The following is a 21,808-nucleotide window of genomic DNA, read 5'->3' as shown; positions in this document are numbered from 1 at the left end:
TCCGCCCCTCAGCAGAAGCCCCCAAATACGCGTAGTATAGACACGAAGCAACCCAACCGAGGAGCACCGTGAAGCGCTTTACCGATCTCGCCCAGATCCCCGCCGACTTCGGCCCCACCGTGGTCACCATCGGCAACTTCGATGGCGTACACATCGGCCACCAAAAAGTGCTCTCCACCCTGGTCAATACTGCCCGGGTACACAGGCTATCCTCCGTTGCTGTGTCCTTCGATCCCCACCCTGCCCGTGTCCACGGGCCAGCCGGGGTGCACATCGAGATTATGGGGCAGGACGGCCGCCAGCAGATTCTTGCCGACCTCGGCGTCGACTACTACCTGCTCCTGCACTACAATCTTGCCTTTGCCGCCCAAACCCCCGAAGAATTTGTCAAACGTACTTTCGTTGATGCTCTCAAGGCCAAATTTGTGGTTATTGGTGATGACGTGCGCTTTGGCACCAAGAACTCCGGTGACCTTAACACCATGAAAGAGCTTGGCCACAAGTACGGTTTTGAAGTGCTAGTGGTTGAAGACCTGCTCGCCCACGACGACCGCCGCTGCTCATCGACTTCTATCCGGCAGTTACTCGCCGAAGGGCGGGTGCGCGACGCCGCCGCTATTCTGGGGCGCAACCACTACATGAGCGGCGAAGTCGTGCACGGTGCTGCCCGCGGCCGCGAACTCGGTTTCCCCACAGCCAACATGGACGTCGACTCCGTCGGCCTCGTACCCGGTGACGGCGTGTACGCAGGCTGGCTGATTGACGAGACCGGAACCCGCCACCCCGTTGCCGTTTCGGTGGGCACCAACCCCACCTTTGAAGGCATCACCACCCGCCAGGTCGAAGCCCACGTAATCGGCCGCCCTGATGAGAAGGTCGAAGACTTCAACCTCTACGGGCAGCACGTCACCCTAGAATTCGTGGATTACCTGCGCGGCATGGTCGCCTACATCGGCGTCGAGGCACTGATTGAGCAGATGCACGCCGACGTCGAAAAGGCCAAAACCATCCTAGGTATTAGCTAGAGCGCACATAGAAAAGTTCCCGGAATAAGAACTCTTATTCCGGGAACTTCTTTATGTGGGATCCTTGCTCTTGCGGGAAATGTGGGAAGGGCGGCAGGCTCACAGCGAAGCTGCTGCCCCTCCTCCGTCTCTTCCTACATCTCTTCGTGAGTATTCGGGTCAAACCCGCGGCCCACGCCTGCTTCGAGCGCATCAATACGGGTGACCTGCTCCTCGGTGAGCTCCCAGTCGAAGACCGCCAGGTTCTCTTCCATGCGCAGGGCCTGAGAACTCTTGGGCAGGGGAACCAGGTTCTTCTGGACCTCCCAGCGCAGGATAACCTGCGCTACGGTCTTGCCGGCCTCAGCGGCGATAGTTTCGAGGGCCGCGTCCTTAACCAGGTCGGTCTTGCGACCCAGGGGTGACCAGCACTGGGTCAAAATGGCGTGGTCGAAGTTGTAGGCGGCCCAGTCCTGCTTTTGGGAGTAGGGGTGCAGCTCAATCTGGTTGATGGCGGGGGTGACCCCGGTTTCTTCAATCAGACGGTCGATATGTTCGGGTAGGAAGTTGGAGACGCCAATGGACTTGACCAGCCCTTCTTCCTGGGCCTTAATCAAAGCTCGCCAGGTGTCGACGTAGAGGCCCTGGGAGGGGTTAGGCCAGTGGATTAGGTAGGCATCCAGGTAGTCCAAGCCCATGCGGCTGAGGCTGCCTTCGAGGGAGCGCAGGGCGGCATCGTAGCCGTGGTTGCGGCCGGGTAGCTTGGACTGTACAAAAATTTCTTCGCGCGGGGTGCCTGAGCGTAGCACGCCGCGGGCAACACCGACTTCGTTCTCGTAGTTCACCGCTGTGTCGATCAGGCGGTAGCCGCGGGCGATGGCTTCAGAGACAGCAACTTCGGCTTCAACATTGTTGAGCGGGTATGTGCCGAGGCCCAGGGGTGGGATTGAAGTGCCGTCGCGCAGGGTATGGTTTTGCATTGGTTTTCCTCTCAGATGGAGTGGCGCGGACGCCTGTTAGCGGCTGATCAGGTCGAGCACCAGGGTGGCGCTCCGCTCGGCCACGATGGGGGCGTCCATGTGGAAGTCCTGGTCGGCTGCCGGGCCGCAGAGGTCAGAGATACCGCGCACCGCAATGAAGGGCAGGGAACGACTGGAGCTAATCTGGGCCAGGGATGTGGTTTCCATGTCGGTAGACAGTGCCTGGGGGAAGATCTGGCGGGTGTCTTTGACATTGTGGGCGGTCACGAAGGAACCGCCGGCCAACATCTGCCCAAAGAGGGGGATGCCCTCACCGGTGTAGGCCGCTGCGGCAGCGCGGGCCTTCTCAACCAGTGCCGAATCGGTGGCGTAGGTTGCGGGCATGCCGGGAACCTGCCCGAACTCGTAGCCGAAGGCGGTGGCATCCGCGTCCGTGTAGGTGTAGTCGGTGCCGATAGCCAGGTCGCCCACATTCACATCGGCACGCAGGCCGCCAGCGGTACCGGCAGACACAATGACGCGCGGGGTGGGCACCAGGGCTAGGGCAGCAGTCAGGGCGCTAGCGGCATTGACCAGGCCAATCTTGGAGCGCACCAGCAGAATGGTGATCTCATCAAAATCAGTTTTCAGTACCCGGGGGTAGAAGACCGCCTCACCCAGGGCATAGCCCTCACCGACGGGTTCGGTTTTGCTCAGGAAGGGGGCGGCTTCTTCATCCATGGCTACCTGTACGATAGCGGCATTCTCAAAGCCAGCAGGGAGCGCAAAAGCTGACATTAGGCCATCACCTGCTCCCACTCGTCCTTCTTCTCCACAAAAGCACGAACCGCAGCCTGGGCCTCTTCCAAGGAGTGGTTAGCGCCCCAGCCACACTGCACCTCGTTTGCTGCCGGAACCTCATCGGCCTCCAGCAGATCATTCATGGTAGCTTCAAGAACCTGCATGAAATTGGCAGGCTCAAGACCCAGTGTCAGGGCGTAGAAACCGGTCTGGCAGCCCATGGGGGAGAAGTCGATGAGAGCGTCGGTGTGGTTACGCATGTGATGGGCCGTCATGTGCTCAATGGAGTGCACAGCTTTCATGCCCAGGTGTCCCTTATTCGGCTGGGTGAAACGCACATCGTACTTAATCAGGACGTCCCCGCCCGGCAAGGTCTTGCGGTCAGCTACACGCACGTAGGGTGCCGCCACAGCGGTATGATCCAGGTCGAAAGACTCAACGTTTGTCTTCTGCTTCTCAAAATTCTCAGTGATTTGCATGCTTACTATTCTCCCAGGCTCAGGGCACAAGCGCTAGCTACGGAGTAATCTACTCACTGTAGGCATATTCGGCAGGTCATGCAGGCTCGTGCACCGCAGGTTGCACAGGCTCACGCTCGCTGTCGACCCTCTCGTCTGGTTCGCTAGCTGGCTCGCAAGCTCGCCAGATTCGCACCGAGATTTATTTTCCTCGCGCGCTCGGAATCTCGGTGCTCATCACCGACGATTCACGCCCCGCCTTGCGGCGGATTCTGTTCGCTCTTGTGTGCTGACGCACCCGCTCACTCCATCGAGCCAACAGCTTTGCTGTGAGCCTGCTTCACCTGCTCAAGAAACCCAAGAAGATTGTGGAGTGTAAACCATGAACGTACTGATTCCCACCGCTGCTGCCTCAGCCGGCCTCATGGGCGGTTACAAGGTCGCCCGTGTGACCAAGGTCCGTGCCCTCGGCGGTGTAGCCCTAGCCGCTGGCGGTGCCGCAGCCTTTGCTGGCTGGAAGAAGAACACCGGAACCGGCACCGCTGCCGCTCTCACCGCCGTCTACCTAGGGGCCTTCGGTTACTCCCACGCCCTGCACAAGAAAATTGGCCCCTGGCCCGCCGTCTGCACGGTCACCGGCGCTACCGCGCTCGCCTCGCTGGCCTTCGGGCGGGAAAAGAAATAGTTTTGTACCACGCCCTGCCCACAAACGGTACCAAAAATGGGCCGCACGCGGTACAAACTGCTGTTGCGGGCGCGGCTAATAGAGCGAAGCAGGTGAGCAAGCTACCACCGGGCTCTCTCTTCCCGGTGGCTAGCTTGTGCTGTAGAGTTGACTATGCATATGACTGCAGTCCGTGGCAGTTACCTGCAGCAGCCAAGCCGCCACCGGCGTCCTTGGCCCTCCACCCGGCAGCAAAAATGTTGACCGGGCCGCACACGGCACTAACTCTAGGAGTTAACCCATGGCTCTTGATCCCAAGATCAAGCAGGAAATCATGAAGGAATACGCAACCCACGAAGGTGACACCGGTTCACCCGAGGTTCAGGTTGCAGTTCTGACTCGTCGTATCACCGACCTGACCGAACACCTCAAGTTCCACAAGCACGACCACCACTCACGTCGTGGTCTGATGATTCTCGTTGGTCGCCGCCGCAACCTGCTCGGCTACCTCAAGAGCGTCGACATCGAGCGTTACCGCGCCCTCATCGAGCGTCTCGGTATCCGCCGATAACACCAGGTTTGTGAGCGTGAGGGCGACACCCCAAGCTACGCATCCGGCTGCCTTGCCGGGAGCCCGTAGCTGACGGTGACGCCCTCACCCACACCTACCACCCCAGATAGAACTAAGTCGCCGCGTGCTTTGACGGTCCTCGGTAGCGGTTTACAGAAAGCCCCACAGGCCAGGTCTGTGAGCCTCAATCGATGACCGAAGGCGCGGCGCAGACAAGAGAAATGGAGGAACCTTGGAAGGTCCCGAAATTCAGTTTGCAGAAGCAATCATCGACAACGGCAAGTTCGGTAAGCGCGTAGTACGCTTCGAAACCGGCCGCCTGGCCAAGCAGGCCGCAGGCTCTGCCCTGGTCACCATCGACGACGACACCACCCTGCTCTCCGCCACCGCAATTGGCAAGAGCCCCCGTGACGGCTTCGACTTCTTCCCCCTGACCGTAGATGTTGAAGAGCGCATGTACGCAGCCGGCAAAATCCCCGGCTCCTTCTTCCGCCGTGAAGGCCGCCCCTCAACCGAAGCGATCCTGGCTGCGCGACTGATTGACCGCCCCCTGCGTCCTGCCTTCAAGAAGGGCATCCGCAACGAGGTGCAGGTTGTTGTCACCGTGCTCACTATCGAGCCCGACGAAATCTACAATACCGTCGCAATCAACGCAGCATCCTGCTCCACCACCCTGTCAGGTGCCCCCTTCGCTGGCCCCGTTGGCGGCGTCCGCGTCGCCCTAATCGACGGCCAGTGGGTTGCCTTCCCCAAGCACTCCCAGCTTGAAAACGCTGTCTTCGACATGGCTGTAGCCGGTCGCGTTGTGACCAAGGCTGACGGTACCGAAGACGTTGCCATCATGATGGTTGAGGCAGAAGCTACCGATAATTCCTGGAAGCTCATCAAGGAAGATGGCGCCACCGCACCGACCGAAGAAGTTGTTGCTGAAGGCCTCGAAGCTGCCAAGCCCTTCATCGCTGCCCTCTGTAAGGCCCAGGCTGACCTAGCCGAGCGAGCTGGTAAGCCCGCCCTGGAACTGCCCATCTTCGGTGAGCGTGCCGCAGAAATCGACGAAGCCGTCAAGGCTTTTGAACCCAAGATCGTTGAGGTCTACTCCATCGCCGGTAAGCAGGACCGCGAAACCGCGTCCGCTGACCTGCAGCAGGAAATCGTTGAAACCCTGGCCGCAGAAGGCAAGGAATTCGAGGGCCGCGAAGACGAAGTTAACGCAGCCTTCAACGCCCTGACCAAGCACGTTGTGCGTCAGCGCATCCTCACCGACCAGGTTCGTATTGACGGCCGCGGCCTGACCGACATCCGCCAGCTCACCGCTGAGGTTGAGGTTCTGCCCCGCGTCCACGGCTCCGCTATCTTCGAGCGTGGCGAAACCCAGATCATGGGCGTCACCACCCTCAACATGCTCAAGATGGAGCAGCAGCTGGACTCTCTCTACCCGGTCAAGTCCAAGCGCTACATCCACCACTACAACTTCCCGCCCTACTCAACCGGTGAAACCGGCCGCGTTGGCTCACCCAAGCGTCGCGAAATCGGTCACGGTGCTCTCGCCGAGCGCGCAATCACCCCGATCCTGCCCTCCCGCGAGGAATTCCCCTACGCAATCCGCCAGGTCTCTGAGGCCCTGGGCTCTAACGGTTCAACCTCCATGGGCTCCGTATGTGCCTCAACCCTCTCCCTGCTGAACGCCGGTGTGCCCCTGCGCGCCCCCGTCGCCGGTATCGCCATGGGTCTTGTCTCCGACGAGGTCAACGGCGAAACCCGCTACGCAGCCCTGACCGACATTCTCGGTGCTGAGGACGCTTTGGGCGATATGGACTTCAAGGTCGCAGGTACCTCCGAGTTCGTGACCGCTATCCAGCTGGACACCAAGCTCGACGGCATCCCCGCCTCCGTTCTGGCCGGTGCCCTGACCCAGGCCCGTGAAGCCCGCCTGCACATCCTCGAAGTCATCAACGCAGCTATCGACGCGCCCGACGAGATGAGCGACTACGCACCCCGCGTCATCTCCGTCCAGGTTCCCGTCGCCAAGATCGGTGAGGTCATCGGCCCCAAGGGTAAGATGATCAACCAGATCCAGGAAGACACCGGCACCGACATCTCCATCGAGGACGACGGCACCGTCTACATCGGCGCTACCGACGGCCCTTCCGCAGAGGCAGCCCGCGCAGCAATCAATGCGATTGCTAACCCGCAGGTTCCTGAGGTCGGCGAACGCTACCTGGGTACCGTCGTGAAGACCACCACATTTGGTGCTTTCGTTTCGCTAACCCCCGGTAAGGACGGCCTGCTGCACATCTCCGAGCTGCGCAAGCTCAACGACGGCAAGCGCGTAGATGACGTCGAGGACGTCGTCGGCGTAGGCCAGAAGGTCCAGGTAGAGATCTCCAAGATCGACGACCGCGGCAAGCTGTCACTGGTACCCGTCGTAGCCGAAGGTGAAGAGAGCAGCGACGAAGAGTAATACCGCTCCGTAGCTTCCACCGCGTGAAGACAACAGAGGGGGCAGACACCGAGTGTCTGCCCCCTCTACATATCTCACTACATACTTTTACAGCAGAAAGACCTGACTAATATGCCCGTCCTTCTACCCCTTGAAACCGCTGACCTCACCGACGAGCTCAACTACCGCGTCGGCCGCCTGATCTATGCCGGTGGGGGAGGCAACAAAGTGCGCCGTTCCGTGCTGCCGGGCGGCGTCCGCGTCATTACCGAACGCATGCCCTCCCAACGCAGTGTTTCCATCGGCTTCTGGGTAGGGGTAGGCTCCCGCGACGAGCAACCCGGCATGCTAGGCTCCACCCACTTCCTCGAACACCTGCTCTTCAAGGGCACCGAAAGCCGCAGCGCCCTCGACATCGCCCACGCCTTCGACCGGGTGGGCGGCGAATCCAACGCCCTCACCGCCAAAGAGCACACCTGCTACTATGCCCGCGTGCTCGACGAAGACACCCCCATGGCTATCGACGTCATCGCCGACATGGTCACCGGTGCCAAGCTCGACCCTGCCCTGCTGGAACAAGAACGTGGAGTCATTCTCGAAGAAATCGCCATGGACCAGGACGACCCCACCGACGTCGCCTTCGAGTCCTTCATCGAACAGCTCATGGGCAGTAACCCGCTGGGCCGCCCTATCGGCGGCACCCCGCAGGAAATCACTGATGTCGCCCGCGATAAAGTGTGGGAACACTACAAAAAGTTCTACACCCCCGACCGCCTGGTTATCTCAGCAGCTGGCAGCCTCAACCACTCCGAAATCGTCAACCTGGTCCTCGACTCCCTGTCCAACCGCGGCTGGGACCTCGCCGAAGGTGCCCTACCGGCCCCGCGCCGCATCCGCCACCAGAGCGACATCGTGCCCGGTGCCCGCGAAAAAACCCTCGAAAAGGGCTTTGAGCAGACCAACATCGTCATGGGCTGCCCCGGCCTGATCGCAGGGGACGAGCGCCGCTACGCCATGAGCGTGCTCAACTCCGCCCTGGGCGGGGGAATGTCCTCCCGTCTCTTCCAGGAAATCCGAGAAAAGCGCGGCCTAGCCTACTCCACGTTCTCCTTCACCGGCTCTTACTCAGACGCTGGCTACTTTGGCATGTACGCCGGTTGCCTTCCTGCCAAGGCCGAGCAGGTTACCGAGCTCATGCGCTCTACCTTCGACGATTTTGTGCGTGACGGTATCACGCAAGAAGAACTTGAGAAGGTCGTTGGGCAACTGGGCGGCTCCACTGTACTGGGCAGTGAGGACGCTGGCTCCCGCATGAGCCGCCTGGGTCGAGCAGAACTGGACTCGGGTAAGTTCCTCTCCATCGACGAACTCCTAGAGGGAGTGCGGTCGGTGACGCTAGATCAGGTGCACGACCTGGCCCGCTATCTGGCCAGCCAAGAGTGGGTTACCACTATCGTCAAGTAAAAAACAGCAGGGGCACCCGCCGAAATAGCGGGTGCCCCTGCTGTATGTTGGTCGCGCCTTATTTGTTGAGGGCCTTCGCCACCGCGTCCTTCACCGTTTGGGCGTAAGCCACGATACCTTCACCCATGGGGTGCACGCCGTCAGAGACTAGGTACTCCGGGTGGCCCTTGGTAGCGGCCTGCCAGTCAGCGATAAAGACCGTGCCGGGGTTCTGCGCCGCAAACTCGCGAATCACCTGGTTGGACGGCTCAATCCAGGTCAGGTTCGCTGGGCCCACGCCAGTCACCAGCACAATCTTGCGTTCACCATTCGGCGACACCGAAGCCTTGAGTTGCTCTAGCTGGTCGAACGTAAAAGTGGAGTTAGCGGTCACCGAGAACACTAGTACTTCGCGCATTTGCCCCGAACCTAGGAGCTGCTCAACAACGGGGAGAGCCGCAGAGCTTGTGCGGGAGACCTCGGCGTTGACCAGGGCCTGGGGCATAGCCTCGCCCAGGGCAATAGAGGACGCCAGGGTAACGGAGTCGCCCACAATCGTCACCTGGGAACCATCAACGGCGGCGGACGGTGCGGTGGATGAATTAGGGGAGGGGCTGGCGCTTTCCGCCGGTTCAGCTGAGGCGCTGGGGTCGGCTGAAGCGGTAGGGGCGGCAGATGCGCTGCTGGGTTGGGGCACCGGGGCGGATGCCTGCGCATAGTTGGCACCGGCAGCCACCACAGCTTCAGCTTCAGTCATAGCCGGTGCGGTGCGTACAGCCAAAACGGTGGCAATGAGGGTTACACCGGCAAGGACGGCTGCGCCGACCGGTAGGGCCCGGCCCGTCGGTGCCACCATGGCTGAGAACCAGGCTGATAGTGCCCCGCGGAAGCCCAGCTGGCGCACGGGCTGTTCCACATACATGTAGGACAGGCCCGCGACAATCAGGGTCAGGAGCAGCACGCCGACATTGACCCAGGGGGAGCGTGCCGTGCCGAAGTTGTAGTGGGCCAGTACCATCAGGGGCCAGTGCCACAGGTAGATGCCGTAGGATCGCTGGCCGATCCAACGCAGGGGAGCTAGGGATAGCAAGCCCCGAAAGAGCCCGGAGGTGCCGCCACGGACGTCCGGAAGCAGAGCCTGAATCATGCCCATACCCAAAAGAGACCCCACCAGCAGGCCCCAGGGCATGAGCCAGGAGCTGTGGTCTGAAAGGGTCAAGGCGAAGGGCAGAACGGCGGCCAGGCTCGCCCAGCCGACCAGCTGGCGCAGCCAGCCCCAGATACCGTTGCCGTAGCCGACCACGGGGTAGAGACGGTCATCAATGGGCGGGTACATGGACCAGGGAATCATCATGGCCAGCAGGACGCCCAGCATCAGGCCGTAGAGGTGGGTATCGGTGCCGTAGTAGAGGCGGGTGGTGGAAGCACCCAACAGGCCCAGCACGACCGCAGCCAGCAGCGACAGGGCCCCCAGAGCGCCAGGAGCCAGAGCCCGCTGCCACCACTTAGCGGTAAACATAAAGACAAAGACCATCACCACAGGCCAGAACAGGTAGAACTGCTCTTCAACTGCCAGCGACCAGAAATTGGTCATGAGCTCAGGGGAGGTTTGCGTGAAATAGTCGTTACCGGCCCAGATCAGCAGCCAGTTCGACGAATAGGTAAAAGCACCGAGAATCTGGCGGCCCAGACCGACCTGGGCATCACCGCCCGCCAGCAAAGCTAAAGAACCTACAACCAGCGTCAGCAGGGCAAAAGCCGGTACCAGGCGGCGCAGACGTCGCACCCAGAAAGAAACGATATCCATCTTGCCGGTGTAGGCACCCTCGCGCAGTAATAGGGCAGTAATCAGGTAACCTGAGATAACGAAGAAAATATCAACGCCAATCATGCCCCCGGGCAGGTACTGGGGCCAGAAGTGGTACACCAGCACCAGCAGCACCGCGATAGCGCGTACGCCGTCAAGACCGCGCAAGACGAAGCGTCGCTGCCCCTCATGGGGGTGCACGGCAGAGTAAAAAACGTGATCGTCTTTCATAGTTCCCTCGGGTCGGTGAGCTGGGGGTGCAGGCGCACCTTTCTAGTGTAAGAGCTGGCCGGGTTTTCTTGTGTCGCACCCGCCGGGTCTTTTAGAACTCAGCGGGCCAAAGCCGGTTTCGGATGCTGAAATACCCCCGCCTACTTTCGGGTATTAGCGCAGGTGAAAGGACGCTTGGGCACGGCAGGGTGTGCAGTGGGGCTACCCCGTTCGCTAGAGTAGTGTGATATGGCTTGTTGATGCGATACCTGCGCCAGCCGGTGCTATGCGTGTGAGCGAGTACTGCTAGGTGCCATCCGGCACCCGCAACATCAACGTACTAAAGGGGTATATAGAGGCATGAGCAAAATTTGGAAGGTAGCTGTTGTCGGCGCCGCAGGACGTATGGGCTCAGAAGCGGTCAAAGCCGTCAACACCGCAGAAGACATGGACCTGGTAGCCGCCCTAGGCAACGGAGACTCCCTAGATCTCTTAGTCGAGTACGGCGCGGACGTCATGATCGACCTGACCGTCCCCTCCGCCACCGAAGCCAACGTACGCTTTGCCGTTGAACATGGTATTCACTCGGTGGTCGGCACAACCGGCTGGAACGAAGAGCGCCTAGCCTCCCTCGAAGCCCTACTTGCCAATCACCCCCGGGTGGGCGTACTCATCGCCCCCAACTTCGCCATCGGCTCCATCCTGGCTACCGAATTTGCCACTAAGGCAGCAAAGTTCTTCGAGTCAGTAGAAGTCATCGAAATGCACCACCCCAACAAGGTGGATGCGCCCTCGGGCACTGCCGTCCACACCGCCCAAAAAATTGCTGCTGCCCGGGCTGAGGCCGGGGTGCCTGCCTCACCCGATGCCACCGAAACCGATGAGGGCGGCTCCCGCGGAGCTAAGGTTGCCGGCGTCAACGTACACGCCGTCCGACTGCGCGGCCTCACCGCCCACCAGGAAATTCTGCTCGGTGACGCCGGCCAGCAGCTGGTCATCCGCCACGACTCCTTTGACCGCACCAGCTTCATGCCCGGCGTCCTGCTAGGCGTCCGCCAGGTCGAACAGCACCCCGGCCTGACCGTAGGCCTTGACCGCTACCTCAACCTGGACTAAACCATGACCTCGCTGCGCGCCTTCACCGCCGGAGCTATTGCCCTGGCCGTCCTCACCGTACTGATTTTGCCCCTACCCCTGGGTACCCGCCTCTTCCTGCTGGCAGTAGGCGTGTTCTGCGCGGTCTTCATTGCGGTGGACGCCGGTGGGCGAGGCAAAGCCTTCGCCGCCCTGGTGACGGTAGCCCTCAGCCTCTACCTGGTGCTCACAGCCCAAAGAGGTTTCATCTTCCTGCAGAACGCGGGGGCACTAGGCGCCCTGCTGGGTGGGGCTCTCATCGTCCTACCTGTCCTGGGTGCGTGGGCCATGGTCCGCGAAATCATCTTCGGCTCCCGCACCCAAGCCCTGGGGCAGGAACTCGCCGCAGCGGGGGAGCTACCCGAAGATACCCTGCCCCGCACCGAAGCAGGCCGCATCGACCGCGCAGCAGCCGACGCACAGTTCACCCACTACGCCACATCCACCGAGAAAGATCCCACCAGCTGGAAAAACTGGTTCCGTCTCTCCCTGGCCTACGACGCCTCCGGCGACCGAAAACGCGCCCGCAAAGCCATGCGCACCGCCATAGCCCTGCACCGAGGCGAAACCCCCACCCAAGTCACCATCTAAAACCATGCTGCTTAGCGGCGCCCGCCCCGGATGAGCGCCAACCTTTAAGCAAACTCACCCCACCCCGCCCAGCTAGATAAGGTAACGTAGTAGATATGTCTGAGACCGTACAGCACACCCCAACCACAGCAGAACCCATCTTCGGGCGCCTGCTCACCGCCATGGTCACCCCCTTCACCGCACAGGGAGAGGTCGACGAGCAGGCAACCGCCGCGCTCGCCACCAACCTGGTTGACCGCGGCCACGACGGTCTCATCGTCTGCGGTACCACCGGCGAATACTCCACCATGACCGATGAGGAAAACGAAAAGGTCTTCCGCATTGTCAAGGAAGCCGTGGGCGACCGCACCAAAATTGTAGCTGGTGTAGGCTCCAATGACACCGCCCACACCCTGCACCTGGCCTCCCGCGCCGAAGCTGTAGGCGTAGACGGCCTGCTCGTGGTCACCCCCTACTACAACAAGCCCACCCAGACCGGCCTAGAAGCCCACTTCCGCACTGTCGCTGATGCCGTCAAGACCCCAGTCTTGCTCTACGACATCCCCGGCCGCGCCGGTATCCCCATCACCCCGGCCGTCTACCGTGCCCTGGCAGACCACGAAAACATCGTGGCAGTCAAGGACGCCAAGGCCGACTTCACCGCTGCCACCGAGGTCATGGAAACCACCGACCTGGACTATTACTCAGGCGATGACGGCCTCACCCTGCCCTGGCTAGCTATGGGAGCCGTCGGCCTCGTCGGCGTTACCTCCCACGTAGCCCCCGAACACTTCCGCCAGCTCATTGACGCAACCGTCGCCGGTGACCTGGTAACTGCCCAGAAACTGCACCTTGACCTGGCCCCCATCGTCCGCGCCGCTATGAGCCGCGTACCCGGCTGCGTCGCTGCCAAGCAGATTCTCACCTGGCAGGGCATCCTCGACTCAGCCACCGTGCGCCTGCCGCACGTGCTTGCTACCGACGAAGAAGTCGCCCTCATGCGCTCCGACCTTGAAGGCTCTATCATCGCCTCAACCCTGGTCAAGTAAAAACGTACTGCGGGTACCGGGCGGGCCTACCCAAAATCACGGCGATTTTGGGTGGCCCGCTTTTGCCCGTATTCAGAAAAAGAAAAACGAACGAAAGAGAAACTATGCAAACAGTTGAAAGCCCGCACCTACCTCCCAAACTGAAAAAAGATACCCTGCGCGTTGTGCCGCTGGGCGGCCTAGGCGAAGTCGGTCGTAACATGACCGTCTACGAGATCAACGGCAAACTGCTCGTTGTCGACTGTGGCGTGCTCTTCCCCGAAGAGTCCCAGCCCGGCGTTGACCTCATTCTGCCCGACCTCAACTACATCAAGGACCGCCTGCAGGACATCGTGGCCATCGTGCTGACCCACGGCCACGAGGACCACATCGGCGCTGTACCCTACCTGCTGCGTCTGCGCCCCGACATTCCCCTGGTAGGTTCCCAGCTGACCCTGGCCCTGGTCGAGGCAAAGCTGCAGGAACACCGCATCAAGCCCTACACCATGGACGTCGTTGAGGGCCAGGTTGAGCGTTTCGGCCCCTTTGAATGCGAATTCGTAGCCGTTAACCACTCCATTCCTGACGCCCTTGCAGTCTTCATCCGCACCAAGGCCGGTAAGGTTCTGCACACCGGTGACTTCAAGATGGACCAGCTGCCCCTCGACGGCCGCATCACCGACCTGCGTCACTTCGCTCGCCTGGGCGAAGAAGGCATCGACCTCTTCCTGCCCGACTCAACCAACGCTGAAGTTCCCGGCTTCACCCCCACCGAAAAGAACATCGGCCCGGTCATATCTAATGTCATGCGCGACGCCAAGCGCCGCGTTATCGTTGCCTCCTTCTCATCACATGTGCACCGCGTGCAGCAGGTGCTCGACGCCGCCGCCGAGCGCGGCCGCAAGGTCGTTCTGGTGGGCCGCTCTATGGTGCGCAACATGACCATCGCCGAGAAGCTGGGCTACCTGAACGTACCCGAGGGTATTCTGGTCGACCTCAAGAAGGTCGACGACTACCGCCCCGAGCAGATTGTGATGATGTGCACCGGCTCTCAGGGTGAGCCCATGGCTGCTCTCTCCCGTATGGCTAACGGCGACCACAAGATTCAGGTCGAAAAGGGAGATACCATCATCCTCGCCTCATCCCTGATTCCCGGTAACGAAACCTCCGTCTACCGTGTGATCAACGGCCTGATGAAGCTGGGCGCCAACGTGGTCCACAAGGGCAACGCTAAGGTTCACGTTTCCGGCCACGCCGCCGCCGGTGAGCTGCTCTACTGCTACAACATCCTGCAGCCCAAGAATGTCATGCCCGTGCACGGCGAAGTCCGCCACCTGCTAGCTTCTGGCAAGCTCGCTATCGAAACCGGTATGAAGAGCAACCGCGTGCTGATCTGTGACTCCGGTACCGTGGTTGACCTGCGCGATGGCCGCGCCGATATCGTCGGCCAGGTACCCTGCGAATACGTCTACGTCGATGGTAAGTCCGTGGGCCACGTGACCGAGGACGACCTCAAAGACCGCCGCGTCCTGGGCGAAGAAGGCTTCGTTTCCATCGTGACCGTGGTTGACCGTGCGACCAAGCGCGTGGTCACCGGCCCCGACATCCACGCCCGCGGCATCGCCGAAGACGACTCCGTCTTCGACGACATCACCCCCAAGATCACCGCAGCCCTCGAGGACGCCCTGCACCGGGCCCCCGAGAAAGTGCACACCACCCACCAGCTGCAGCAGATTGTCCGCCGTACCATGGGTGCCTGGGTGGCCCGCCGCCTGCGCCGTAAGCCCATGATCGTGCCCGTGGTCATCGAGACCCACACCCCTGAGGCTGAAGGCAACTAGCAACCTCTGAGCATACCCGGCGGCAGTTTTACCTGCTGCCGGGTAAGCTATTTAAACGCATACCAACGTCAACCAGTATTGGGAAGAATGGCTCCGCGAAAGTCTGCATCGAGTAAATCAGCTCCCCGCTCTACGGGGAGCCGCTCCAAGACGTCCTCACGTCGCTCAACCTCCGCTCAAGGTCGAAGCCGTAAAGCCACGTCAGCGCCCCCTCAGGAGAGCAACGCCTTTGTGCGCGCCCTGGTGGGAGCCTGGCAGTCTCTAGCCTTTACCGTGGGCGGTGCTGTGCGCCGGATGGGCGAGCTCCGCACCGACATCGAACTGCACGAACGCCGGGACGGCGGTGCCCTGCTGGTTCTGGCTATTGGCCTGCTTACCGCGGGCGTGGAGTGGTGGGGCTGGCGAGCTGACCCCGCCAACCTTGCCTGGTACGAGTGGCCCCTGCACTTGTGGCATATCGCCGTGGGCGGCCTCTTCGGTCAGGGCTCCCTACTGATTCCTATTCTCTGTCTGATTTTTGCTATCAGAATCTTCCGCCACCCGCTGGAGGTGCGCGCCAACAACCGTATCGCCATCGGTTTTACCATCATGACGGTTTCGGCCTCCATGATGGGTGCCAAGGTCGCCGGCTACCCCTCCTTCTCATCGAGCTTTGATGAATTCTGGGGCGGTGGCGGTACCGTGGGCGTGCTCATCGGTACCCCTGCAAGCCGTGTCGTGGGCGGCGTGAATCTGCTCGAATGGCTTGTGATTGCCCTGGTCTTCCTGGCCGGTTTGCTGGTGGCAACCGATACGCCCCTGCGCCAAATCTGGCCCAAGGTCGTGCATATTTTCGGCCTGTTGCTGGGCGAAAAGCCTCACGGCTCGGTAGCCGATGCTGGGCGTCCTTCCCGTGCCTCCCGCACCCAGGACGATACCAAAACCCGCGTGCTGGATGGCGAACACGACCGCTCCTATCTTTATGAGGACGCCCCCGCCCCGGCTCCCCGCCGCCGCGGCGGCCTGCTGAACTGGCTGGGCTTTGGCCCCCGCGAAGAGAAGAACCGCAGACTTGACCGCTACGAGGCGGACGAAGCCTACCAGACCGCCGTTATTGAGGACGGCTACGACGCTGAACCTGAAACCGCCCGCGTTGAGCAGGTTCCTGCTGCCTCCCGCCGTGCTTCCCAGAACGCTGCCCGCCCCGTAGAAGCCTTTGACGTTGAGGCCCCCCGTAAGGAGACCCGTAAAGAGAAGAAAGCAGCGGCTAAGGCCGCCAAGAAACAGGGCGAGCTCTTTGACCAGGGCCTGTGGGAGAGCGAGGACGAGCTCGCGGCCAGCTACGCAGAGCAGGAACGTTCGGACGCCCCCGCCCAGCGCCTTGACCAGGCCCGTCAGGCTGCCGCGGAACACGGCTATAGCCCTGAACCGGTAGAAGCAGACCGTGATGGCTTTGAGCCCGAGACTGCTGCGCCTCAGCCTGTTAGCCGACCGGCTGCTGCTCCTGCAGCGGAACCTGCCTCCGCATCAGCTCCCGCCGCGCCCCGCTCCGGAAAGGGGAGTGCTTCTGCCGCTTCACTGGGTGCTGCCCTGATCGGCTCGGCTGCTGCCGGTGCTGCTAGTGCAGGTGCTGCGGGTGCAGCGGCTCCGGCGCGTCCTGCCGCTGAACGCCCTGCTGCCGAGCGCGCGTCCGCCCGCCTGCAAAACAACACCGTGGCAGAACGGACCGAGCAGCCGCGTGGCGAGCTGGTCGTGGAGTCGTCGACCGGCTCCTACACCCTGCCCACCGAGTCCATGCTCGAGGCTGGCCCGCCCGCCAAGGAAAGCTCCGAAGCTAACGAGCAGGTGGTCGATGCCTTGACCAACGTGCTCCAGCAGTTCAACGTGGACGCCGAAGTTACCGGCTTCTCCCGCGGCCCCACCGTCACCCGCTACGAGATTGAGCTGGGCCCCGGCACCAAGGTAGAGCGCGTCACCGCCCTGTCCAAGAACATCGCCTACGCCGTGGCGTCAGCCGACGTGCGCATCCTCTCGCCCATTCCGGGTAAGAGCGCTATCGGTATCGAAATCCCCAACACCGACCGCGAAATCGTGGTGCTGGGCGATGTGCTGCGCTCTGCCAAGGCCCACGCTACCGACCACCCCATGGTCATGGGTGTGGGTAAGGACGTCGAGGGCGGCTTCGTCATTGCTAACCTGGCTAAGATGCCCCACATGCTGGTGGCAGGTGCTACCGGTGCCGGTAAATCCTCGTTCGTGAACTCCATGATTACCTCGATTCTGATGCGCTCAACCCCCGATCAGGTACGCCTGATTATGGTTGACCCCAAGCGCGTGGAGCTCACCGCCTACGAGGGGATTCCCCACCTGATTACCCCCATCATCACCAACCCCAAGAAGGCCGCCGAGGCCTTGCAGTGGGTTGTGCGAGAGATGGACGCCCGCTACGACGACCTTGCCCACTACGGCTACAAGCACGTGGACGACTTCAACAAGGCCGTTAAGGCCGGCAAGATTCAGCCGGAACCCGGCTCTAAGCGTCAGATTAAGGCCTACCCCTACCTGTTGGTGATTGTGGACGAGCTTGCCGACTTGATGATGGTTGCCCCGCGCGATGTGGAAGAGTCCATCGTGCGTATCACCCAGCTGGCCCGCGCCGCCGGTATTCACCTGGTGCTGGCAACCCAGCGTCCGTCCGTTGACGTGGTCACCGGCCTGATCAAGGCCAACGTGCCCTCCCGCATGGCTTTTGCGACATCTTCGGTCACCGACTCCCGCGTGGTGCTCGACCAGCCCGGTGCCGAGAAACTGATCGGCCAGGGTGACGCCCTCTTCCTACCCATGGGTGCGTCGAAGCCCATGCGTGTGCAGGGCGCCTGGGTGGGCGAATCTGAGATTCACGAGGTCGTGGAGCATGTGAAGAAGCAGGCCCCAGCGGTCTACCGCGACGATGTGATCGCCGCTGCCCCCTCCAAGAAGATTGACGACGACATTGGGGACGACCTGGACGACCTGCTGCGGGCAGCCGAACTGGTGGTCAACACCCAGTTCGGTTCGACCTCCATGCTACAGCGCAAGCTACGCGTGGGCTTTGCTAAGGCAGGGCGCCTCATGGACCTGCTCGAATCCCGTGAAGTTGTTGGTCCCTCTGAAGGCTCGAAGGCCCGCGATGTGCTGGTTCAGCCCGATGACCTGCCCGCCGTTCTCGCTAAGATTCGTGGTGAAGAGCCCCCGGCCCCTGCAGACAGCGACCCCTACGGCGGGGGTCCCGTAGCCCACATGAACGACGGGGTGCCGCAGGCCGTTGACTACTACGACGAGGCGGACGACCCCGACAGCGAGGACGCCTGGAACCTGACCGGCCGCTAGCCGGCCACCCCCGCCAGACCCAACCGACGGCGTCCGCCCCGCTTATCGTGAGCGGGGCGGAACCACCCTAAGGAGAACACCGTGGCCGACCAGACCGCAACCGCTTCTAACTGGAACATCCCGAATGCGCTGACCGCCCTGCGCATTGTGATGGTTCCTCTGTTCGTCTGGGCCCTCTGGGCCGGCGGGCCCCACGGCGAGGCCAACCTGAGCCTACGCTGGTGGGCAGCCGCCGTGTTCGTGCTGGCCATGATTACCGACTGGCTCGATGGCTATCTGGCCCGCAAAAACAACCTGATTACCAGCTTCGGCAAAATCGCTGACCCCATCGCCGATAAGCTGCTCACCGGGGCGGCCTTCGTGGTGCTGTCCACGCTGGGGGAGCTGTGGTGGTGGGTCACCATCGTGATTCTGGTGCGCGAGTGGGGTATCACGGTGATGCGCCTGTTCATTATCAAGTACGGGGTCATGGCTGCCTCTAAGGGCGGTAAGCTCAAGACCGTGCTGCAGACGGTGGCTCTGGTGCTGATGATTCTGCCGCTGGGCCAGCTCGGTTCCTGGGCCCTATGGCCCGGCTACCTGGTCATGGCTGCCGTGGTGGTCGTAACCGTAGTGACCGGTATCGACTACGTCATCAAGGCCATGCAGCTGCGCCGCGACTACTTTGCGGCCCAGGGGAAGTAGCCTGGCATGGTAGAGATAAGGGCCCAGGAGCTTGAGCGTGCTGCTGCCCGCCTGGTTGCCGTTGCGGTAGCTCGCGCAGCTGATGGGGCACAGAAGGGGGCGGACGCCGGTGCCCAGCTGGCAACGGCAGAATCCCTGACCGGGGGTATGGTGGGCCAGCTCATCTGCACCGTTCCCGGGGCATCTGCGGTGTACCGGGGTGGAGTTATCTCCTACGCCACCGAGGTCAAAGCCTCTGTGCTGGGGGTACCTGCTGACCTGTTAGCTGAGCGGGGCGCCGTTGACCCCGACGTCGCGATCGCGATGGCTCAGGGAACCGCCCGGGTGTGCGGGGCTGACTTTGGTGTAGCCACCACCGGTGCCGCCGGGCCTGAGCCCTGCGATGGAAAACCGGTGGGGCGCGTCTACCTGGCGGTGGCGCACCCGGGCAGCGGGGGCATCCGCGTGCTTGAAAAAAACTATGTGGGCAACCGGGCAGAGATTCGCGTTCAGGCGGCTCAAGACGCCCTGGACCTGCTCACAGAGTTTGTTGCAGAAACTGCGGCGTAAACTCTCAGACTTTTTCAGATGAATTTTTCAGCTAACAGGGAATGAAAACACAGCCCTGTGGGGTTAGATAGATGTAAGGAAAAGAAGTCGTAAGTAAACGAAATATTCTTGAGGTCAGCTGACGAAAGCGCCACAATGCGCTAGGCTGAAAAACACACGCTCCTGATATAACGGGAGCACGACAACCAGGAGATTGGTATAAAAATGACTAAGCAGCCCGTATCCGTGAACGGTGTCGTCCGTTGGAAGGATGTGGGTCAGACTGAGAACGCTGCCCCCGCCCACGACACCGGTAAAGTAATCCTGCTCCGCCACGCTATCGGCGAAGTTCTGCGCGATGTTCGCCGGCGCCAGGGCCGCACCCTCCGCGAAGTTTCCCACTCAGCCCGAGTATCACTGGGCTACCTCAGCGAGGTCGAACGCGGCCAGAAGGAAGCCTCATCGGAGTTGCTGGCTTCCATCTGCCAGGCACTGAACATCTCCCTCTCAGCTATGCTGGCCGAAGTCTCAGCCCGTATGGCTGTTGAAGAAGGCTTCTCGGTACCCGATACTGTGCCCGCTGAGTTCTCAGAACAGTTCAAGCGCGAATACGGTATCGCCGCAACCTCAAGCCGCGATATTCCCGCCGTCGAGCGTCCCCTGGCAGCTCGTTAGACGATTCGCTCTTTAGGTAACTAAGAGATGGAGCCGGGCCCCGCGAGGGCTCGGCTCTCTTTGTGTTCTGTGGTGTCTGTGTACTGTGGAGGGAGGAAGAAGATGAAGCTCAGTGAATTTTGGGCAGCGATGGACCATGAGTTTGGTTCGGTCTATGCCCGCCATCTGGCCCGTGATCTGGTGCCCGGGGACTTCGGGGATTTGACGGCCCAGCAGGCTCTGGACGCCGGCGCCAACGTGCGCGAGGTATGGCTGGCTATTTGCCGGGTGCAGGACGTTCCTGTGGAACGGCAGTTGGGGCCTGATATTGAGCCTTAGCACTAGGCTAGAAAATCATTCGTACTTAATAGAAAATGTGTTCGAATTCCTGTAGGCTTGTGAACAAACGACCGGCAGTCCGCGACACATAACCGGGTTATCCACAGATTTTCAAAATCTTCGTGCTGAACCTTTAAAGTGTCAGCCCTAGGTATTACCGTGGTAGCCAGAGAAGAACTCTCGTACCGCGATAAGAAATGAGGAACATACATGGCAGCGAAAGCTCGCATGCAGTCAGTAGGTCAAGTACCCGCCGAAGGGCGCGAAAAGGCACTTGAGGCCGTCCTTGCCCAAATTGATAAGAACTACGGCAAGGGCTCCGTCATGCGTCTGGGTGACCGCGAAGCCAGCAAGGTTGAAACTATTTCAACCGGCGCTCTGGCCCTGGACGCCGCCCTCGGCATTGGCGGCCTGCCCCGCGGCCGCGTGATAGAAATCTACGGCCCTGAATCTTCCGGTAAGACCACCGTCGCCCTGCATGCTGTTGCCAATGTGCAGAAGGCCGGCGGTATTGCAGCCTTCATTGATGCTGAGCACGCCCTTGATCCGGTCTACGCGGCCAAGCTGGGTGTAGACACCGACGCCCTGCTGGTCTCCCAGCCCGATACCGGTGAACAGGCCCTGGAAATCATGGATATGCTGGTGGGCTCAGGCTCCATCGACATCATCGTGGTTGACTCCGTTGCCGCTCTGGTGCCCCGCGCCGAAATTGAAGGCGAAATGGGTGACTCCCACGTGGGTCTGCAGGCCCGTCTGATGTCCCAGGCCCTGCGTAAGATTACCGGCCGCCTGTCAGCAACCAACACCACCGCTATCTTCATCAACCAGCTGCGCGAAAAGATTGGTGTTTTCTTCGGCTCACCTGAAACCACCACCGGTGGTAAGGCTCTGAAGTTCTACGCCTCGGTACGTATCGATATTCGCCGTATTGAGACCCTCAAGGATGGCGCTAACCCCATTGGTAACCGTACTCGCGCTAAGGTCGTCAAGAACAAGATGGCTCCGCCCTTCAAGCAGGCTGAATTCGATATTCTCTACGGTGAGGGTATCTCGGTTGAAGGCGGTATTCTTGACCTGGCTGTTGAGCACAACGTCGTCAAGAAGTCCGGCGCCTGGTTCACCTACGAGGGTGATCAGCTGGGGCAGGGTAAGGAAAACGTGCGCCGTTTCCTCAAGGACAACCCCGAACTGACCGAAGAGATCAAGTACAAGACCATGGTCAAGCTCGGCATCATTGAGGGTGACGAGGAAGAGCTGGACGAGGTAGAGCCCAGCACCTCTGTTGACCCGCTCGATGATATCTCTGAGAACTTCTAAACTCATGA

Annotated in this window: 19 protein-coding genes; 15 read left to right on the top strand and 4 right to left on the bottom strand. The window is 61.1% G+C overall.

Annotated features, from left to right (window positions below):
• Positions 1-68: 68 nt before the first annotated feature.
• On the top strand, positions 69-1,025 hold the full coding sequence (locus tag QM007_RS08280) for a bifunctional riboflavin kinase/FAD synthetase (protein ID WP_283489520.1): 957 nt from the start codon (positions 69-71) through the stop codon (positions 1,023-1,025).
• A gap of 134 nt (positions 1,026-1,159) precedes the next feature.
• Here the strand turns inward: QM007_RS08280 and QM007_RS08275 are convergent, their stop codons facing one another.
• From QM007_RS08275 to QM007_RS08265, 3 genes are read right to left on the bottom strand one after another with little or no spacing between them, the layout of a single operon-like run.
• Positions 1,160-1,984, bottom strand: coding sequence for an aldo/keto reductase (locus QM007_RS08275; protein ID WP_283489519.1), 825 nt, complete (start codon positions 1,982-1,984; stop codon positions 1,160-1,162).
• A 36-nt stretch (positions 1,985-2,020) separates the two neighbouring features.
• Positions 2,021-2,761: a 5'-methylthioadenosine/S-adenosylhomocysteine nucleosidase gene (mtnN, locus tag QM007_RS08270; RefSeq protein ID WP_283489518.1), complete on the bottom strand. Its 741-nt coding sequence runs from the start codon at positions 2,759-2,761 to the stop codon at positions 2,021-2,023.
• Positions 2,761-3,243, bottom strand: a complete 483-nt coding sequence (locus tag QM007_RS08265) for an S-ribosylhomocysteine lyase (RefSeq protein WP_283489517.1) — start codon at positions 3,241-3,243, stop codon at positions 2,761-2,763. Before QM007_RS08265 ends, mtnN begins: the two co-directional genes overlap by 1 nt.
• Before the next feature lie 361 nt (positions 3,244-3,604).
• Here QM007_RS08265 and QM007_RS08260 point away from each other — a divergent pair, with 361 nt between their 5' ends.
• The 4 genes from QM007_RS08260 to QM007_RS08245 all read left to right on the top strand — a co-directional run bounded on the left by QM007_RS08260 (position 3,605) and on the right by QM007_RS08245 (position 8,361).
• Positions 3,605-3,907 (top strand): hypothetical protein, encoded by a 303-nt coding sequence (locus QM007_RS08260; protein ID WP_283489516.1) that lies wholly within the window; start codon positions 3,605-3,607, stop codon positions 3,905-3,907.
• A gap of 280 nt (positions 3,908-4,187) precedes the next feature.
• Positions 4,188-4,457 carry a 30S ribosomal protein S15 gene (gene rpsO / locus QM007_RS08255; protein ID WP_135012745.1) on the top strand — a complete coding sequence of 90 codons (270 nt, stop codon included), beginning with the start codon at positions 4,188-4,190 and terminating at the stop codon, positions 4,455-4,457.
• 232 nt (positions 4,458-4,689) lie between these two features.
• Positions 4,690-6,918, top strand: coding sequence for a polyribonucleotide nucleotidyltransferase (locus QM007_RS08250; protein ID WP_283489515.1), 2,229 nt, complete (start codon positions 4,690-4,692; stop codon positions 6,916-6,918).
• 111 nt (positions 6,919-7,029) lie between these two features.
• On the top strand, positions 7,030-8,361 hold the full coding sequence (locus tag QM007_RS08245) for a M16 family metallopeptidase (RefSeq protein ID WP_283489514.1): 1,332 nt from the start codon (positions 7,030-7,032) through the stop codon (positions 8,359-8,361).
• A gap of 58 nt (positions 8,362-8,419) precedes the next feature.
• Here QM007_RS08245 and QM007_RS08240 read toward each other — a convergent pair whose 3' ends face one another.
• Positions 8,420-10,378: an acyltransferase family protein gene (locus tag QM007_RS08240; protein WP_283489513.1), complete on the bottom strand. Its 1,959-nt coding sequence runs from the start codon at positions 10,376-10,378 to the stop codon at positions 8,420-8,422.
• Positions 10,379-10,717: 339 nt separating this feature from the next.
• On the opposite strand from QM007_RS08240, the gene dapB reads away from it, so the two are divergent.
• The 10 genes from dapB to recA all read left to right on the top strand — a co-directional run bounded on the left by dapB (position 10,718) and on the right by recA (position 21,800).
• Entirely contained in the window at positions 10,718-11,473 is a 756-nt protein-coding gene (dapB, locus tag QM007_RS08235) for a 4-hydroxy-tetrahydrodipicolinate reductase (protein WP_283489512.1), read from the top strand.
• Between the two features lie 3 nt (positions 11,474-11,476).
• On the top strand, positions 11,477-12,082 hold the full coding sequence (locus tag QM007_RS08230) for a hypothetical protein (protein ID WP_283489511.1): 606 nt from the start codon (positions 11,477-11,479) through the stop codon (positions 12,080-12,082).
• A 95-nt stretch (positions 12,083-12,177) separates the two neighbouring features.
• On the top strand, positions 12,178-13,110 hold the full coding sequence (gene dapA / locus QM007_RS08225; RefSeq protein WP_283489510.1) for a 4-hydroxy-tetrahydrodipicolinate synthase: 933 nt from the start codon (positions 12,178-12,180) through the stop codon (positions 13,108-13,110).
• 104 nt (positions 13,111-13,214) lie between these two features.
• Positions 13,215-14,930 (top strand): ribonuclease J, encoded by a 1,716-nt coding sequence (locus QM007_RS08220; protein ID WP_283489509.1) that lies wholly within the window; start codon positions 13,215-13,217, stop codon positions 14,928-14,930.
• A gap of 87 nt (positions 14,931-15,017) precedes the next feature.
• Complete coding sequence (locus QM007_RS08215) at positions 15,018-18,278, top strand: FtsK/SpoIIIE family DNA translocase (protein WP_283489508.1); 3,261 nt, start codon at positions 15,018-15,020, stop codon at positions 18,276-18,278.
• Positions 18,279-18,359: 81 nt separating this feature from the next.
• Positions 18,360-18,962, top strand: coding sequence for a CDP-diacylglycerol--glycerol-3-phosphate 3-phosphatidyltransferase (pgsA, locus tag QM007_RS08210; protein ID WP_283489507.1), 603 nt, complete (start codon positions 18,360-18,362; stop codon positions 18,960-18,962).
• 6 nt (positions 18,963-18,968) lie between these two features.
• The gene (locus tag QM007_RS08205) at positions 18,969-19,511 is read left to right on the top strand and encodes a CinA family protein (RefSeq protein ID WP_283489506.1); all 543 of its coding nucleotides are present in this window, start codon (positions 18,969-18,971) and stop codon (positions 19,509-19,511) included.
• A gap of 204 nt (positions 19,512-19,715) precedes the next feature.
• A complete protein-coding gene (locus QM007_RS08200) occupies positions 19,716-20,165 on the top strand; it encodes a helix-turn-helix domain-containing protein (protein ID WP_283489505.1) in 450 nt (149 codons plus the stop codon).
• Positions 20,166-20,267: 102 nt separating this feature from the next.
• Positions 20,268-20,483: a DUF3046 domain-containing protein gene (locus tag QM007_RS08195; RefSeq protein ID WP_283489504.1), complete on the top strand. Its 216-nt coding sequence runs from the start codon at positions 20,268-20,270 to the stop codon at positions 20,481-20,483.
• Positions 20,484-20,693: 210 nt separating this feature from the next.
• Positions 20,694-21,800 carry a recombinase RecA gene (gene recA / locus QM007_RS08190; protein ID WP_283489503.1) on the top strand — a complete coding sequence of 369 codons (1,107 nt, stop codon included), beginning with the start codon at positions 20,694-20,696 and terminating at the stop codon, positions 21,798-21,800.
• Positions 21,801-21,808 lie beyond the last annotated feature (8 nt).

The sequence above is a fragment of the Rothia sp. SD9660Na genome, assembly GCF_030064065.1.
Classification (GTDB): domain Bacteria; phylum Actinomycetota; class Actinomycetes; order Actinomycetales; family Micrococcaceae; genus Rothia.
This window is presented reverse-complemented; position numbering and strand designations above follow the sequence as displayed.